The organism is Pantoea allii (assembly GCF_046529425.1).
Classification (GTDB): Bacteria; Pseudomonadota; Gammaproteobacteria; order Enterobacterales; family Enterobacteriaceae; genus Pantoea; species Pantoea allii.
Genome location: NZ_CP125958.1, coordinates 1,871,690 through 1,888,315, shown reverse-complemented (window position 1 = coordinate 1,888,315; position 16,626 = coordinate 1,871,690). Strand labels below are relative to the sequence as shown.

Here is a 16,626-nt window from a genome sequence, read left to right as displayed (position 1 = left end):
CTCAGTTTGAATTATTCTGACTGACTGCGAATGGCCCAGAACTCCATGTTCAGGCCCGGAAAATCACCGGCAAGGTGCAGCGCGAAGGCACCCGATCGTTCCATCTCCTGCCACAGCTCGCTGTTCTTATCCAACTCAAAATAGCTGTAACCTGCATGCCATGGGATCTGCGGCGGCGCGCCCGGCATGGCTTTCAGGGCAAGGCCCGGCAACTGCAACTGCACGAGGTCGCGAATTTTCGTGACGGGGGCGACCTTCATTTGCGCCGGGAAATGCGTTTTCAGGGCTTCCGCTGGCACACTGGCTTTCACTGCCAGCACAAAGCCAAACTCGCGCACCATGCTGTTATCCGGCACGGTTGCGACATTCAGGCCGTGTGAACGCTGGGTCAGCGGTAACTGGATAGCGCTCTCTTCCATCACCTGTGACAGCCCCTGGCGCAACAACAGCGTGAGGCGCGAGAAACAGCCCTGCAGGTCATCATGGTCATAGAGGGGAAAAGCATCGGGCGTGCGAGCCTCCGTCCAGGTTGCCAGCTCAGCTGCCAGCTGCAGCCAGTGGCTGTAGAGGGTTTCGGGATGCAATAGCGGCAGGTGCTGCAAATGCGCATGCAGGCCTAACTGGCGATTGAGCAGCGCCAGCAGCATAAAATCCACCATATCTGCGCTGTTAAAACGGCCTGTGCCGGGTGCACGTTGGCTCAACTGCTGGCTACGCTGCTGAATCATGCCGTGCAGGTCGGTCATCATGCTCTGGAGCGGACGACTGCCAGCAAGGGTAAGTGTGGGGGGAATGTAGTCATTGTCTAAACGAATGTGGTTGTCACTGCGTTTTTCAACGATCTGGGCAACGCCCATCGCTGTCCATTCTGCGGTCAGATCCTGCTCCAGCATCAAACGCAGGCGCAGCTTGCCAAACTGGACGGTGGCCGTCCCGACAGCCTGCGCATTATCATCTTCAACTTCCGCTTCCCAGGCCAGATAGCGCGCCAGCGAATCCGGTGAATCCTGAAAGGTCACGGCTTCACGTCCGTTACGGCGAGCAGGAATCGCCAGGACCACTTTAGCGCGGTCTATATTGCCCGGCACATCCAGCGGTGCGGGCCCGTGTTGCGGCTGGCTGAAGGAAAAAAAGGTACCATCTGGCAAGCATCCGCTGGCGGCACTGAGCGCCAGTTTACCCTGCCGTAACAGAGCTTCATCAAATTCGAGATCGAAAAATCCCCAAACGTAAGGACGTTGCGACTGGCCCCATTCACGCAGTGCGTTTTGCAGAAAGTTTTCTGCCTGCTGGAAATGGTGGGGACGTAAAAACATCCCTTCCGCCCAAACAACCTTTTCGGCTCTGTTCATAATCATCCTTTGAAGACGGTTTTATTGCTTAACGGGACGCATGCCGGCATCGTCTACGATAATGTTGGCGTTTAACTCACCATCATTGCTCTTCCAGAACTGCCAGAACGAACTGCTGTCGCTGTCAGGAAAAGGCAACGCCAGCCGCCACACTTTGCCATCCAGCTTTTGATATTCCGCCATGATGCCGATGAAACGTGCTTCAGGAAGACTTTTGGCACTCAGCGTTTTAGTGAGCTGACCGGACATCAGGAAAAACTGCTGGTTGTTAAGCAGCGTATTTCCCAGCGCGGTAGCAGGTTGATTCTGTAAGGTGAAAAAGTCAGCGGACATAAACTCCGCATCAGACGTCAGTAACATCACCCGGACTTTCAACGGCGCGCCACCATTGATTTGTGGATGCGCCTGAAAATTCAGGTTGTAGCGCGCGATATCAGGCTTACTGCTACTGCATGCCGTCAGCAAGAGTAGCAGGAAGGGCCAGAGCCATATTTTCAGACCAGCGCGTAAATAGGTATGTGCCATTTCTGTCCCTCCCTGCCCCTGACTTAGTTGATGATCCAGGTACCGTTATTTTTGTTCTGGCACGCCTGACTGTTGCCATCGACTGACACACAGGTCTTTTTCCTGGCAGCGGCACGCACACGACGCTTTGGCTGGTCAGCTTTAACGGTTTGATCGTACATATCGCTTTTCACCACGGCACGGAACGGCACATAGCCAATGACTTTTACAGCGCTGGTTGGGGCCTGAGCAGCGGCACCTTTGTTATCAGCTGCTTTTGCATCGGCAGCTGGCGCGGGTGCGGCTTCGGCCTGCGCGTCTTCACCCAATGCCAGCCAGTTATTTTCAACCTGGCCGACAACGGTATAGCTTTCACCGGTTTTTAGGGTTTCAACCACTTTGCCGCTGAAATCCGGGCGCGTCATGACGGACGCCGGATACAAGGCGCGATAGGTTTCATTCAAGGCAGAAAACTGAGCGGGTGCAGCAATGGCATGACGATGCATCAAGGTGGTGCCATCAACCGTGCTGGTCACCATTGTGTCATCCGTCATTTTTGTCGGTGTTTTACAGCCTGCAACAGCAAAAACGAACATCAGGCTTAATGCAATTCGAAAGTTCACCATTTTCTTCATATTTAGTTCCATTAATACCCAAAAAGTGGCCATTGGCCGGTGTTAAGCAAACCATGTCGTCATACGAGGTATGCTGGCCGCCATTTGGAGCCAACATCCTGATTAACAAAACAATTTGCCTGAATAAGATAATTTATTGAGTGTAAAATTTATATTCGATGAGATTGAACAGTGTAGAAACTGCTCATAAAAACCTGATGACCGGAACAAGACGGCTAAATGTAAGATTAAACATTCAGCAAACTGACAAATTCCTAAACGCAAACGTCATTAAGACAGCCTGGTTAACTCTTACGCGCAAACAATTCATATTGCTGAATCGTTAAGTTTTGCAAGGCTGATTAATCGTTATAAGTGTGGGGAGAATGGCAACATCCTGCTTAACTTCCAGTCGATCTCACACAAATAGCAATAAATCAATGGCTTACAAATTAAACTGCAGCACCATAGCTACCGCACGAGCCTGAACATCCTGCTCGCCTGTGTAAAGTTCTTTTCCTTTTATTAACATCTTACACAGCTTTACATAATGCCTGCAAAATTTCAACATAGCTCAGACACATCCTAATCAGTAATAAAACTAATATTTATGGTTAACGCAAACTTCATCCTGGCCTGAGAATACTGCCATGAAAATGGCTAAAAACCGCGAATTCAGGCTGCCTCCCGCTCCGCTTAAGCCTGTAAACATTAGCATAACGAATGCTTAATGAAGAAATTACGTCTGGAAAGCAGGATAATGGGCGCGCCGGGGAAGCGTTTTTAAGTATTAAATCGTAATTAAGTCAAATTTTACCCATAAGTAATAAATCCTAATTCATTTAATTTATTTAAATTCAATGAGTTAAAAACAAGTACTTATATTAATTTAAGAATTATCTTAATAATCTGATCAATTAATAGCGTCTTTCTGCAACTGTTATGGGAAATTAAACGGCATCGCGTCAGTTGTTACAGACCAGCCAGGCCCGCAGGGATAAAGCCTGGCCGGTTTTAAATGAAAGTATGGATGCGGGAAGTGACGTCGGGACGGACGAAAACAGGAAGCCGCAAGCGTTACGCTGAACGCCAACACAGACCAGCGTTAGCCAGCGCGGTGTACGCAGAAATCACGACTGCTGGGCTTTGGCAATCATCTTACGGTAATTGTTCAACCACTTACCGCTGTTGAATCGTCTCCAGAAAAAGAGCCCTCTCACCATCCAGTCGAGGAACATCCCAAGCCAGACGCCAGTCACGCCCATCCCCAGTTCAATGCCCAACAGGTAGCCCACAACAACTCTGGCACACCACATGCTGAACATGGAGACATACATTGTGTAACGGGCATCACGCGCGCCCTTGAGACCGGCGGGAAGAACCCACGAGGCGGCCCATATTGGCATGAACAAGGCATTCAGCCAGATGAGGTGTTTAGTCACATTGATGACGTCGGGATCGCTGGTGTAGAAACGGGCCAGTAAACCTGCCAGCGGTACGGTAAGCGCAGCAATACATGACAGACAGAGCGTGGCCAGCCAAAAGACATGCTTTGCCTGCCGTTCAGCCTGAAACACCTGGTATTTGCCCAGCCGCCTTCCGGTGATGATGGTTGACGCTGAACCCAGAGAGTTACCCGGCAGGTTAATCAATGAAGCCACAGAGAAGGCGATAAAATTACCGGCAATTTCATTGGTGCCCATGCCTGCGACAAAAACCTGAGTCAGCAATTTACCGCCGTTAAACAGCACGGATTCGATACTGGCAGGCACGCCTATGCTCAGTACTTCATATAAGATGCTGCTGTTCCAGCGGCGAAAATAGCTGGAAAGCGTGATTTTTAGCGAAGCATTAAATCCAATCATTAACACATAAATAATGGCGAAAGCGCCGATGTAGCGGGTAATGGTTAACCCTAATCCAGCGCCGATAAACCCCAGTCCATCCCATGAAAAGCAGCCATAAATGAGTACGCTACTGATCATGATATTGAGGATATTCATCCCGCCATTAATCAGCATCGGGATCTTGGTATTCCCTGCCCCACGCAGCGCGCCACTGCCGATTAGCGTGATTGCCGCTGCCGGATAGCTCCATGCGGAAACCTGGAGATAGCTCAGTGCTAAGGCTTTAACTTTTGGTTCGGCAGCGCCCGCAATAGCATCAATGATCAGGTGGCCCCAGAATTCGATAGCAATGACCAGCACCAGCGCCAAAATCGTCATCATGGCCAGAGACTGGCGCGTGGCGGCGCGGGCCCGCTTGCCGTTGCGTCTTGCCAGGCTGAAGGCGACGACCACGGTAGTACCGAGATCGATGGCGGCAAAAAAGGAGATGATGACCATGTTAAAACTGTCAGCCAGGCCCACGCCTGCCATCGCCTCTTTACCCAGCCAACTGACCAGGAAAGTACTCAACACACCCATTAACAGCACACAGGCGTTTTCGAAAAAGATAGGAACTGCAAGCGGCGAAATTTCACGCCAGTACAGCGTGCGGTAGGAACGACGTTTGGGATACCACGCCGTGCGCTTAATCGCCTGCACCACTGCTACGCCGGGATTTTGCAAAGGAGTACCAAATATGAAGAAGTCGGGGGAATAACTCTAATGATGGTAGCCTGCGGGCAAATATGCAAAACGTTTTGCATTCCTGTTAAATCATGGTTACACACTTTTTTTATCTCTGCCTCCCACCCATTTAAATCGCCGCGTTGTCGCATCCGGCACGCAATAATCCCTGGAAGAATGCCTTTTCTGTGCGGATAACCTGATGTAATGGTCGGGTTTATCTGCATTTTCACTTACCCCATCGCGCCAGCGTTAAGCCTCGCCTATAACTCGCAGCAGTAAAATGCGCGCGATCATAGATTCTTCACCAAATCCTTCGTTAAACCCGCTAAGCTGAAGGAAATTGTCGTAAGCATGTGAAAGGAGAAGTTATGCCCGCCCAACGGAAAAATCTTACACGCGAGCAGGCGCTTGATACGCTTGAGCAGATGTATGACGATGCAGTGAATGCCCTGCGCGCGTCGATTAAAGCCTACACGGAAGAAGGATCGTTACCTGATCCCGTTGCCCGGTCGCAAGGTCTGTTTGTTTATCCTGAATTACGTATTACATGGCAGGGCGATGGCCCTCAGCAGAATCGTACCCGCGCCTGGGGACGTTTTACTCACACAGGCAGTTACAGCACTACGATTACGCGCCCGGCTTTGCTGCGCCATTACATTTCTGAGCAGCTTGCTATGCTGGAAAAAGAGTATGAGGTAGAAATCGACGTCGGTCCTTCGCGTCAGGAAATCCCTTATCCTTACGTCATTGACGGTTCTGACCTGTCGCTGGACCGCACCATGAGCGCCGGTATTGCCCGCCATTTTCCCACCACCGAGCTGTCGCAGATTGGTGATGAAACGGCAGACGGTTTATTTCATGCCGATGCCACCTTCCCTCTTTCTCACTTCGATGCGCTGCGCACTGACTTTTCACTCGCTCGCCTGCGCCATTATACCGGCACCGCCGTTGAGCATTTTCAGCCGTTTGTACTGTTCACCAACTACACGCGCTATGTAGACGAATTCGTTCGCTGGGCCATTGAGCAGGTTCGCGATCCTTCGACGCCTTTTGACAGTCTTGTCTGCGCAGGTGATGTCGTTCTGACAGCCAGTACGGAAGACAACGAAGCGATGCTGTCTGATTTAGCGTGGAAGAAGCATCAGATGCCCGCCTGGCACCTGACCTCACCCAACCGCCGGGGCATTACCCTGATTAATATCGGCGTCGGTCCGTCCAATGCCAAAACCATCTGCGATCATCTGGCCGTTATTCGTCCCCATGCCTGGCTGATGATTGGGCACTGTGGTGGCCTGCGTGAAAGCCAGCGTATCGGTGACTATGTGCTGGCGCACGCTTATCTGCGTGATGACCATGTGCTTGACAGCGTGTTGCCACCCGATATCCCGATTCCAAGCATCGCTGAGGTTCAGCGGGCGTTGTATGACGCAACCAAATCGGTCAGCGGTATGCCGGGCGAAGAGGTCAAAGAACGCCTGCGCACCGGAACCGTTGTAACGACTGACGATCGCAACTGGGAACTGCGCTATTCGGCTTCTGCCCTGCGTTTTAACCTCAGCCGTGCCGTCGCCGTCGATATGGAAAGTGCGACGATTGCCGCGCAGGGTTATCGCTTCCGGGTGCCTTATGGCACATTACTCTGTGTTTCAGATAAGCCGCTGCATGGCGAGATCAAGCTGCCCGGTCAGGCAAACCGCTTCTACGATGGTGCGATTTCAGAACATCTGCAGATTGGTATTCGTGCCGTGGAATTATTGCGGGCTGAAGGTGATAAGCTGCATTCACGTAAGTTACGCACGTTTAACGAACCACCGTTCCGTTAAACGATAAAAGATGAAAAAGACGGTATTAAGTGTGAATGCATTTCACATTAATGCCGTCTCTACATTGAATACGTTATGCTGATTCAGGCCGCGTTTAATACGGCAGTGTTGATGAACCAGGCAAATACAGCAAGGATAGCCGGGACCATTAACGTCCAGATTAGACGATTATTCAGGCTTTCAAATTTTAAATCCAGTTTATCGAATCTTTCGTCAATCTTGTCGAATCGATGATCCATGGCATCAAGTCGCCTGTCGATGCCATCAAGTCTGATATCAATGCCATTAAGCCTGAAATCAATGCCGTCAAGCCGTGCTTCAATGCCGTTAAATCTCACATCAATAGCGTCGAATTTTTTGTAAACATCATCAAACTTCACATTTATCGCGCTGAACTGGATATCGATAAGATTAAATCGATTAGCAAAGTTGAATAATATGCCATCGATTTCAGTCAGCTTGCTCTCAATGCTGACCAGCCTGCCGTCAACATCGGCAAACCTGATGCTAAAATGTTCAACTTTATCTTCCAGTTGAGTAAATCGCTGACGTATTTCAACATGAAACACAGTCTGCTCCGAGCGCAGACGCTCAAGATCGGCTTTGGTCGCAAACGCCATGGCGCGCCCACTAAAAAGCGCCAGATCGATTTTTATTTGATGATTGTCGGCTTCAAGTCGCTCAAAGCGCATCTCAAAATTTTCCATTTTTCTGCCTCCTGTCCAGCGATGACTGAGGGTCAAATGCGGATTACCGCGATTCCGTTTTCCATACAGATTGCCCATTATTTTTTCCTGACAGGCGGATTAACTCAATCCATTAATGTAAGTTCCAACCTGCTTCACTGTTATTGAAGCAAAGTCTCGCGCAATAAACATTACCTGATTGAATAAAAAGGAAAAATAAAAAGAGAGTCAACTCGTTCCTTTATTCGCAATGTTTAATCAAAGGATAAAAGGACAGCGGCGTGAAGAAAAGGTGGTTCAGAGACGATCTGGAAGGGAGCGCACAAGGATTGCAGATAACCGTGAATAACCGTCATCCGTTAATTTGGTATACCGCATTAAAACCGTTACAGCATATTCAATATACTGTAACGGTCTGATTAATTAGGCACTCAGCCAGCCAAGTTTAATGACAAATAAGATAGAAAGAATAATCAGTGCAACATTAATCTCTTTGGTGCGCCCGCTGAGTAACTTAACCACGGTCCAGGTGATAAAGCCAAACGCGATACCGTTGGCAATAGAATACGTCAGCGGCATCGTCAGTGCGGTTACCGTCACAGGGGCGGCAGTCGTGATATCTTTCCAGTCAATTTCAGCCAACCCGGACGTCATCAAAACAGCGACAAACAGTAACGCCGGTGCGGTGGCATAAACCGGTACGCTTGACGCGAGGGGAGAAAAGAACAGCGCAAGCAGGAAAAGAACGGCAACCACCACAGCCGTCAGACCGGTACGTCCGCCTGCGCTGACGCCAGCGGCAGACTCGACATAGCTGGTGGTGGTAGATGTCCCCAGCAGAGAACCAAACAGCGCGGCAGCACTGTCTGCAACCAGCGCGCGCCCCATCTTAGGCACGTTGCCCTGCTCGTCAGCCAGCCCGGCACGTTTGGTCACGCCCAGCAGTGTGCCGGTGTTATCAAACACATCGACAAACAAGAAAGCAAAAATCACGCTAATTAAGCCGACGTTAAAGGCTCCGGCAATATCCAACTGCATAAACGTTGGTGCAATTGAAGGCGGTGCAGAAAACACACCACCAAATTTGGTCAGGCCGATCCCCATGGAAATAAAGGTAATGAGCAAAATGCCAATTAATACGGCCCCTGTGACGCGACGCGCTTCCAGGACGACGATGATGATAAAACCTAACATCGCCAGCAGCGGTCCCGGCTTGGTCAGATCGCCAATCCCCACCAGCGTGGCCGGGTTATCCACCACGATTCCGGCACCTTCCAGCGCGATAATCGCCAGGAAAAGCCCGATCCCGGCGGCAATACCTGCGCGCAGCGGCAGCGGGATACTGTTAATAATCCATTCGCGAATCTTAAATATGGATAAGGCAAAGAAGATCACGGCGGACAGGAACACCGCACCTAATGCAATCTGCCAGCTATAGCCCATGTGCAAGACAACGGTATAGGTGAAAAAGGCATTCAGCCCCATCCCCGGTGCCAGCGCAATCGGGTAGTTGGCAATCAGCCCCATTAATACAGAACCAATCGCAGCTGCCAGACAGGTCGCGACAAAAACGGCACCTTTATCCATGCCGGTTGCGCCCAGAATACTGGGGTTAACAAACAGAATGTAGGCCATCGCCAGGAAGGTGGTAATCCCTGCGATGATTTCAGTGCGTACGGTTGTGTTGTGCGCTTTTAATTTAAATAGTTTTTCTAACATCATTATCTCTCGATGATAGAGACGTCACTTAGGTGCGCGCTCTCTTGCCAAAGTTATGGTCATGCTGTTTGTTGTGATACTGAGGGATCGCCAGTGCTGTCGCATGCCAGCCCGGCCACCCGAAATACTGTTTTCGCTTTCCTTAGTCACGTGAGCAATTGCAAAGGCTTAAGCAATTGCTGTGCCAGCCTGGCACGCAATCGATTACCTGGGTGAGGGCAAGCGAGCCTTAAGATAATTCTGAACCGAATCAGGGCGCGATTATGGTGCATTGCCCCCTGACAGCGCAATCGTTTTCCTGCACGGTTCACTCTCCGGGAAATTCTGCGCGTACGCACGGTTTAGCACGTTGCCAGGCGACGCTGGTCACGTTTCAGCTGCATCAACCTGCAGACAATATTGGAATGTGTACACTCGCATTTAACCCTTCAGTAACATTGAGGTCACACGATGAAGCCAGCAATTCTGGTGGTGGATGACGATCATGCTGTCTGCGATCTGTTGCAGGACGCACTCAGTGAACATGGTTTGTTGGTTTATCGCTGTCATCAGGGAAAAGATGCCCTCGCGATGGTGCGCGAACGCCCGGAAATTTCTCTGGTGATGCTGGACATGATGTTGCCCGACACCAATGGATTGCTGGTTCTGCAGCAGTTGCAGCGTCAGCGGCCGGACATTCTGGTGATTATGCTGACCGGGATGGGATCGGAAGCGGAGATGGTGGTGGGCCTGGAGATGGGGGCGGATGATTATATCGCCAAGCCCTTCAACCCCCGCGTCGTCGTTGCACGGGCGCGCGCTGCACTCAGGCGCAGCGGGCGCGTCGTGACGCCGGAAGGTGACCATGAAGGATGGCGTTTTAATGGCTGGCTGCTTGATGAGGCGCGCTGCCAGTTACTGAATCCGCAGCGCGAAACCGTGCCCTTAACCCAGGGTGAATACACCTTGCTGCGCGCCATGGTACGACATGCGCGCAAGGTGCTGACGCGCGATCAGTTACTGGAACTCACTCATAGCGAAAGCATGGACGTGTTTGACCGTACTATCGATGTTCTGATTATGCGGCTGCGCCGTAAAATCGAAGTGAACCCGCATCAACCCGGCCTGATCCGTACGATTCGCGGGCTGGGTTATGTTTTTTCAGCGGACGTGGTGAAACCTGAAGGTCTGCGGCTCTCTACGCAAACGGCCTGAGCCATCCACTGCCGCATCTCGGTCAGTGGACGAATACCATCGATGGCATTCGCCGCGCGTAAATTAAAGCAGGCACAGGTGTGAGCCAGTTGCAGCGTCGACAGCATGTCATCGCCCTGATGGCTGGCAAACAGCACCCCCGCGCAAAACGCATCGCCGGCTCCCACACTGCCAACAATGTCGTCCGGTGCCAGTTGCCATGCTGGCTGCCAGATACCCTCGCCGCCCACCTCCTGACCCCATGCACCTTCCGGTGCATGAATGACCACGCGCTGGCGCACGCCCTGCCCTGCCAGCCACTGTGCAGCGTTTGCAAAAGCCGCCGGTGTCTGAATCCCCCGACTGTCACGCAACACAATACCTGACAGCGCCTGGGCTTCCAGTTCGTTAATGATCAGATAATCCAGCCAGCGTAGTGCGGGCAGCACCTGGGGACGATAATCACCCACGCGTGAGGCCAAATCCAGAGAGGTAAAATAGCCACGCTGCTGCATCTGGGCCAGTAAACGGGCGCTGCGCGTACCAAATTCGCTGTCTGCGCCATCCAGCGTTTCAAGCAGCAGTAAATAGCCTAAATGGAAGATGCGCTGTGCGTCATCAACGGCCGCAAAATGGGGCCTGTCCAGCAGGGCGTTCGCGCCGGGTGAAAAGAAAAACGTTCGCTGCCCATCCGGTGCCGTCATCACCTGCGTCATCGCGGTGGGCTTATGACTGGTGCGCTGCACCCAGCGATGATCGATCTGCGCCTCCTGCATCATGGTCAGCAGATAGTCACCGTCGGCGTCATTTCCTAACAGGCCGATCGCCACCAGCGGAAGCTGACATTGCATGCGCGACAGAGTAAGCAGGACGTTAAGCGGCGCGCCACCTGCCGCCTTTTCGCTATGCTGCACCTCCGCCAGCCAGCCCTGCTCCGGCCAGTGACTAATGCGGTGGACGTAATCCACCAGCATCACGCCAGCGGCCAGAATGCCGTGCCGCGCGCTCATCTATGCCTGCCCTACGCTGCCGAAAATCTTCATTTGCTGCATGACCGTCTCACAAATGGCTTTTTCTACCGCCATGAGCAGTTCAGCAAACTCGTCATAACGCGTATTTCGTGATGCCAGACTGCGCTCTACCGCGTCGAGTGCCGCCTGGGACATGCCGGTATAAAAGTTAATTTTATGGATACCTAGCGAGATAGCCCGGCGGAAATCCGCATCGCTGATGCCCGATCCGCCGTGCAGCACCAGCGGCACGCCGGTTTGCTGACGGATGGCGGCCAGCCGGTCAAAATCAAGTTTGGGTTCGCCTTTGTATTTGCCGTGGGCATTCCCAATGGCAACCGCCAGCGTATCGATGCCGGTTTCGCGGACAAATTCGGCGGCCAGACGCGGATCGGTGAATTTTTCGCTATCGGCCTCCCCGAACAGGGCACCACCTTCATCTCCCCCTACCGCACCCAGCTCCGCTTCAACCGACACGCCCACGGCATGTGCCGCCCTGACAACCTCGCGGGTCTGGCGAATGTTTTCGTCATAACTCAGGGTCGAACCGTCGAACATTACCGAGGTAAAGCCCAGGCGGATGGCCTGCATCACCGCTTCGAAGTGCAAACCGTGATCCAGATTGAGCACCACCGGAATAGCGTGCTTCGCGGCTTCAAACTTTATCGCCTCAACGATCTGGTCGAGGGTGACGTATTTAAAATGCACTTCTGCAATGTTGATAATAAAAGGTGAGCGTTGCTGCCCGGCAGCCGCAAACAGCGCGCGCAGGAAATGGCTGTCCAGAACATTAAACGCGCCCAGTGCGTACCCATTCTGCTGTGCATGAGCCAGCCCTTGTGCCAGAGAGATCAATGCCATTATTCACTCCTCAGATTGAGCCAATGGGAATAGTCGTTGCAGAGCAGCCGGTGCGGCTCCTGATCCTCGTCGAGGGCGTTAAAGCGTGCCAGCGGCGTCAGAAACACATTGTCGTTATCGTCATCGTTAGGCATCGAGACTTCCCCGACCAGCACATCGCCAAAGCCGTTTTCGCCCCAGAAACTGTGCCAGACACCGGCTATCAGAGTAACGCTTTCGCCAGGTGACAGCCGGAGCTGTGACCCTGCAGCATGGGTTTGCCTGATGCCATCCAGCGACACCGTGACCGGCGTGCTCGCTTTTTCATTGCCTTCACGGTTGTAAAGCTCGACGATCAGATTGCCGCCACCGCGATTAATAATGTCTTCCATTTTTCGTGGATGGTAATGCATCGGCGTCACCTGCCCTTCACGCACATGCATCACTTTTTCAGCATAGGGTTTGTGCCAGGGCTTTCCGCCCGGTGAGCCATTGCGCAGGGTGAAGAGCGTCAGGCCGGTTTGCAGAAAATCATCGTCCCCAAAGCTGGTGAGGTCCCAGCCCAGACGTAACGCCACAATTTCATCCATATCACACTGCTGCTGACGCCACTGACGGATATCGTAATCCGCCCAGGGCGGCAGATGGACATCCTGACGCGTAAAAAAGTCTCGCGTGTTTTGCAAAAACACATTCACTTCGGAGCGTTGCATCCTCAGCTCTCCCGTTAAAGCGGCACCCTGAGGTGCCGCGCGCCGGTTTATTTCACTGTCCAGCCCTTGTAGCTGCTGACGTTATTACGATCGATTAACTTCACCGGGATCAGTACCGGTTTATCCGGGGCTGGTTTGCCCTGAAGAATGTCGTAACCGATCTCAACGGCTTTGGCTGCCATCACCTGCGGGTCCTGTGCTGGCGTGGCGGCAAACAGCGAGTTTTTACGCTTCAGCGCTTCCTCGCCGTCCGGCGAACCATCCACGCCGACAATAAAGAACTCTTTGCGCTGCGCCTGTTTTGCAGCTAAGTCTGCGCCGATAGCGGTAGGATCGTTAATGGCGAACACCGCATCGATTTTTGGATTTGCCGACAGCAGGCCGGTCATCACTTCCAGTCCGCCTTCACGGCTGCCTTTGGCGTTCTGGTTAGAGGAGAGCAGCTTGATGTCCGGATGGCGTTTCAGCTCGGTCATGCAGCCTTCCACGCGGTTCTGTACTGCCGAAACTGGCGGTCCGTTAATAATCACCACGTTGCCTTTCTCTTTCAGGCGATCGGCGATGTATTTACAGGCCATTTCACCGGCCTGGGTGTTATCGGACGTGATGGTGGCGTTAGCGCCATCTGCGGCCACGTCCACCGCGACCACGACAATACCGGCGTCACGTGCACGCTTAACGGCGGGAGCAATCCCTTTTGAGTCGGCGGCATTCAGGATAATCATGTCCACTTTGGCAGCAATAAAGTTGTCAATCTGACCGACCTGCTGTCCGAGATCGTAGCCGCTCGAGACCAGCGTGACCTTAACGTTGTCACCGGCCAGCTGGCGCGCCTTCATCTCTGCACCTTTAGTGATCTGCACAAAGAATGGGTTAGCCAGATCGCCTACGGTTACACCAATAGATTTCAGTTCTTTTGCCTGAGCCACACCGGCGCTGAACAGCGTTGCCGCCAGCAGCCCAGTTACAATCGGATTAAAACGCATAGATCTTCTCCTGCTGTTATTTATCTGCCAACTGCTGAATGGCGCTTTGTTTGCTCTGCGCATGTGGCCTGTCAGCCCACATGATGACGAGTTCGATATTTGTCGATCAGCACGGCAATAATGATCACCGCTCCTTTAATCACCAACTGCCAGAAATAGGAAACGCCCATTAATGTCATGCCGTTGTTCAGCGTGGCGATAATCAGCGCCCCAATCAGCGTGCCGGTAATGGTGCCGATGCCACCGACGAAACTGGTACCGCCTAAAATGACCGCTGCGATGGCGTCCAGCTCATAGCCCACGCCAAGGTTGCCGTTGGCGCTGTAAAGACGCGACGCACTCATCAGCCCGCCCAGCCCGGACAGCAACCCGCTCATGCCGTAGACAAATACCAGCACCATGCCCACTTTGATGCCCGTCAGTCGGGCCGCCTGGATGTTGCCGCCCACCGCGTAGATATGCACCCCCAGCGTGGTGCGGCGCAAAATAAACCAGCAGATGGCGATGACGGCAAAAGCGATGACGATGAGCCACGGCACCGGCCCAAGATAGCCGTTGCCTATCCACTCAAAATTAATATCGGAATTAATGACCGTGGTGCCGTTGGCCAGCAGATAGGCCGCGCCGCGCAGAGCGGTATAGGTGCCGAGCGTGACGATAAACGGCGGCAGTCCGGCCCAGGCCACCAGAATGCCGTTAAACAATCCCATGACCAGCCCGGCTCCCAGCGCCATTGGGATCGTCAGTGACGCCAGCATCGGGTCCAGCGAGGTCAGCAGCGCCACCACCGCCGTGGTGCCCAGCATCGATCCCACGGACAAATCGATACCGCCCGTCAGAATGACAAAGGTCATTCCTGCCGCCAGCACAATATTGATAGAAGCCTGGCGCGTAATGTTCAGTAAATTGGCTTCGGTAAAGAAGTTAGGGGTAACAAAACCGAAGACCGCGACGATTAAAATCAAAATCGGTAAAATGCCCACCGTCTGCATGATGTCGCCCATCAGAGCGCGCTTGATCGTCGGTGGGTTAACAGGTGCCGTTTGTGTCATTGTTTTATCCTCATACTTCAAGCGGTGATGCGCTGTGCGCACCGGTTGCCAGCGTCATGATGTTTTCCTGACTGATCCGGTCGCCCGCCAGCTCGCCGGCGATGGCCCCTTCATGCATCACATAAACCCGGTCGCTCATGCCGACGACCTCCGGTAATTCGCTGGAGATCATGAGAATGGCCACGCCCTGTCGCGCCATGTCCTGCATCATGCGATAAATTTCGCTTTTCGCGCCGACGTCGACGCCGCGCGTCGGCTCGTCCAGAATCAGAATGCGGGGACCGATGGCGATCCAGCGAGAGATCAACAGCTTTTGCTGATTGCCCCCTGATAAACCGCCAGCGCGTACCAGCGCATGGGGCACACGAATATTGAGAGACGAAATGGCCTCACTGGCGATTTTTCGGGATTTGCGACGGTTAAGCATGCCGTAGCTGGCATCACGCTCCAGGGTAGCCATCACAATGTTTTCCTGCGCGGCCATCTCCAGAAACAGCCCCTGCTCTTTACGGTTCTCGGTAAGAAAACCAATGCCGTGCGCAATCGCCTCACGCGGGGAGTGAATCGCCACCTTCTGACCATCGATCCATATCTCACCCTGTTTAAGCCGGTGCACACCAAAGATCAGCTGTGCCAGTTCACTGCGTCCGGCCCCCACCAGTCCGGCCAGGCCGACAATTTCGCCCGCACGAACCTCCAGGCTACAGGGATGGACTTTGCCGCCGTCGGACAGGTGGTTGATCGCCAGGCGAACGGCACCGCGCGGAATCGTGCGGTCTTTGTTAAACAGGTCACTGAGTGGACGCCCCACCATCATGCGCACCAGCTCACTGGCATTGAGGTTGTCACGCGTCAGGCTGCCCACGTGCTGCCCGTCGCGCAGCACGCTGACCCGATCTGACAGCTCATAGACTTCAGCCATGCGGTGGCTGATATAAATAATCGCCATGCCTTCGCTGCGCAGACGTTTGATGAGGGCAAACAGTTGTTCGGTTTCACGATTCGACAGGGCGGCGGTAGGCTCATCCATCACCAGAATCCGGCTGTTACGGTGCAAAGCGCGCGCAATTTCAACCTGCTGCTGCTCGGCAATACTCAAGCGGCTGACTTTGTCAGTGGCGCTGAACTGTGCGCCCAACCGGTTGATCACCTGTTGCGCCTCGTCCGCCATCTGGTGGCGTTTCACCATGCCTGCCCGGGTAATTTCACTGCCCAGAAAGATGTTTTCGGCCACGGTAAGATTGGGGGCCAGGTTGATTTCCTGATAGATCAGCGTGATGCCAGCAGCTAACGCCTCTTTGGGCCCTTTCAACTGCCAGGGCTTGCCATCAATTAACACCTCGCCACTGCTGGCCGTATAGGCACCCGCCAGTATCTTCATCAGGGTGCTTTTACCCGCGCCATTTTCGCCCATGAGCGCATGCACCTCACCGGGATACACGGTGAGATCCACCCCTTTTAACGCGTAAAAATTACCAAAGCGTCGGGTGATCTCGCGCATTTCGAGTATCGGCTTTGCTGTCATCTACCCGCTCCTGCTGGTTATGAATAGCAGCGAGTTAAGCAGGGCCAGATAAATGG

Annotated in this window: 14 protein-coding genes; 2 read left to right on the top strand and 12 right to left on the bottom strand. The window is 53.1% G+C overall.

All coding sequences use genetic code 11. From position 1 onward, the window contains the following. Window positions 1-11: 11 nt before the first annotated feature. From tssK to QNH99_RS08970, 4 genes are all read right to left on the bottom strand, one after another. Entirely contained in the window at window positions 12-1,352 is a 1,341-nt protein-coding gene (gene tssK / locus QNH99_RS08985; protein WP_063880066.1) for a type VI secretion system baseplate subunit TssK, read from the bottom strand. Window positions 1,353-1,373: 21 nt separating this feature from the next. Beyond that, entirely contained in the window at window positions 1,374-1,877 is a 504-nt protein-coding gene (tssJ, locus tag QNH99_RS08980) for a type VI secretion system lipoprotein TssJ (RefSeq protein WP_096010740.1), read from the bottom strand. A gap of 23 nt (window positions 1,878-1,900) precedes the next feature. After that, window positions 1,901-2,503 (bottom strand): SH3 domain-containing protein, encoded by a 603-nt coding sequence (locus QNH99_RS08975; RefSeq protein ID WP_410517581.1) that lies wholly within the window; start codon window positions 2,501-2,503, stop codon window positions 1,901-1,903. 1,097 nt (window positions 2,504-3,600) lie between these two features. After that, on the bottom strand, window positions 3,601-5,016 hold the full coding sequence (locus tag QNH99_RS08970) for an EmmdR/YeeO family multidrug/toxin efflux MATE transporter (protein ID WP_410517665.1): 1,416 nt from the start codon (window positions 5,014-5,016) through the stop codon (window positions 3,601-3,603). 395 nt (window positions 5,017-5,411) lie between these two features. Here QNH99_RS08970 and QNH99_RS08965 point away from each other — a divergent pair, with 395 nt between their 5' ends. Next, entirely contained in the window at window positions 5,412-6,866 is a 1,455-nt protein-coding gene (locus tag QNH99_RS08965; RefSeq protein WP_063880069.1) for an AMP nucleosidase, read from the top strand. 83 nt (window positions 6,867-6,949) lie between these two features. On the opposite strand, the gene QNH99_RS08960 is transcribed toward QNH99_RS08965, so the two are convergent. Next, entirely contained in the window at window positions 6,950-7,573 is a 624-nt protein-coding gene (locus QNH99_RS08960; RefSeq protein ID WP_410517580.1) for a hypothetical protein, read from the bottom strand. Between the two features lie 402 nt (window positions 7,574-7,975). Then, window positions 7,976-9,274: an NCS2 family permease gene (locus QNH99_RS08955; protein WP_216639866.1), complete on the bottom strand. Its 1,299-nt coding sequence runs from the start codon at window positions 9,272-9,274 to the stop codon at window positions 7,976-7,978. A gap of 447 nt (window positions 9,275-9,721) precedes the next feature. On the opposite strand from QNH99_RS08955, the gene QNH99_RS08950 reads away from it, so the two are divergent. Continuing rightward, window positions 9,722-10,465 (top strand): response regulator, encoded by a 744-nt coding sequence (locus tag QNH99_RS08950; protein ID WP_145394090.1) that lies wholly within the window; start codon window positions 9,722-9,724, stop codon window positions 10,463-10,465. Here the strand turns inward: QNH99_RS08950 and QNH99_RS08945 are convergent. The 6 genes from QNH99_RS08945 to QNH99_RS08920 all read right to left on the bottom strand — a co-directional run bounded on the left by QNH99_RS08945 (window position 10,402) and on the right by QNH99_RS08920 (window position 16,570). Further along, complete coding sequence (locus tag QNH99_RS08945) at window positions 10,402-11,454, bottom strand: carbohydrate kinase family protein (protein ID WP_410517579.1); 1,053 nt, start codon at window positions 11,452-11,454, stop codon at window positions 10,402-10,404. The two genes, QNH99_RS08950 and QNH99_RS08945, sit on opposite strands and share 64 nt — an antisense overlap. After that, the gene (locus QNH99_RS08940; protein ID WP_096010745.1) at window positions 11,455-12,315 is read right to left on the bottom strand and encodes a ketose 1,6-bisphosphate aldolase; all 861 of its coding nucleotides are present in this window, start codon (window positions 12,313-12,315) and stop codon (window positions 11,455-11,457) included. Then, window positions 12,315-13,007, bottom strand: coding sequence for a D-lyxose/D-mannose family sugar isomerase (locus QNH99_RS08935; RefSeq protein WP_109717294.1), 693 nt, complete (start codon window positions 13,005-13,007; stop codon window positions 12,315-12,317). Before QNH99_RS08935 ends, QNH99_RS08940 begins: the two co-directional genes overlap by 1 nt. Before the next feature lie 47 nt (window positions 13,008-13,054). Beyond that, the gene (locus tag QNH99_RS08930) at window positions 13,055-13,993 is read right to left on the bottom strand and encodes an ABC transporter substrate-binding protein (protein ID WP_063880076.1); all 939 of its coding nucleotides are present in this window, start codon (window positions 13,991-13,993) and stop codon (window positions 13,055-13,057) included. A gap of 71 nt (window positions 13,994-14,064) precedes the next feature. Further along, window positions 14,065-15,045: an ABC transporter permease subunit gene (locus QNH99_RS08925; RefSeq protein WP_063880077.1), complete on the bottom strand. Its 981-nt coding sequence runs from the start codon at window positions 15,043-15,045 to the stop codon at window positions 14,065-14,067. A gap of 10 nt (window positions 15,046-15,055) precedes the next feature. Further along, complete coding sequence (locus QNH99_RS08920) at window positions 15,056-16,570, bottom strand: sugar ABC transporter ATP-binding protein (RefSeq protein ID WP_410517578.1); 1,515 nt, start codon at window positions 16,568-16,570, stop codon at window positions 15,056-15,058. Window positions 16,571-16,626 lie beyond the last annotated feature (56 nt).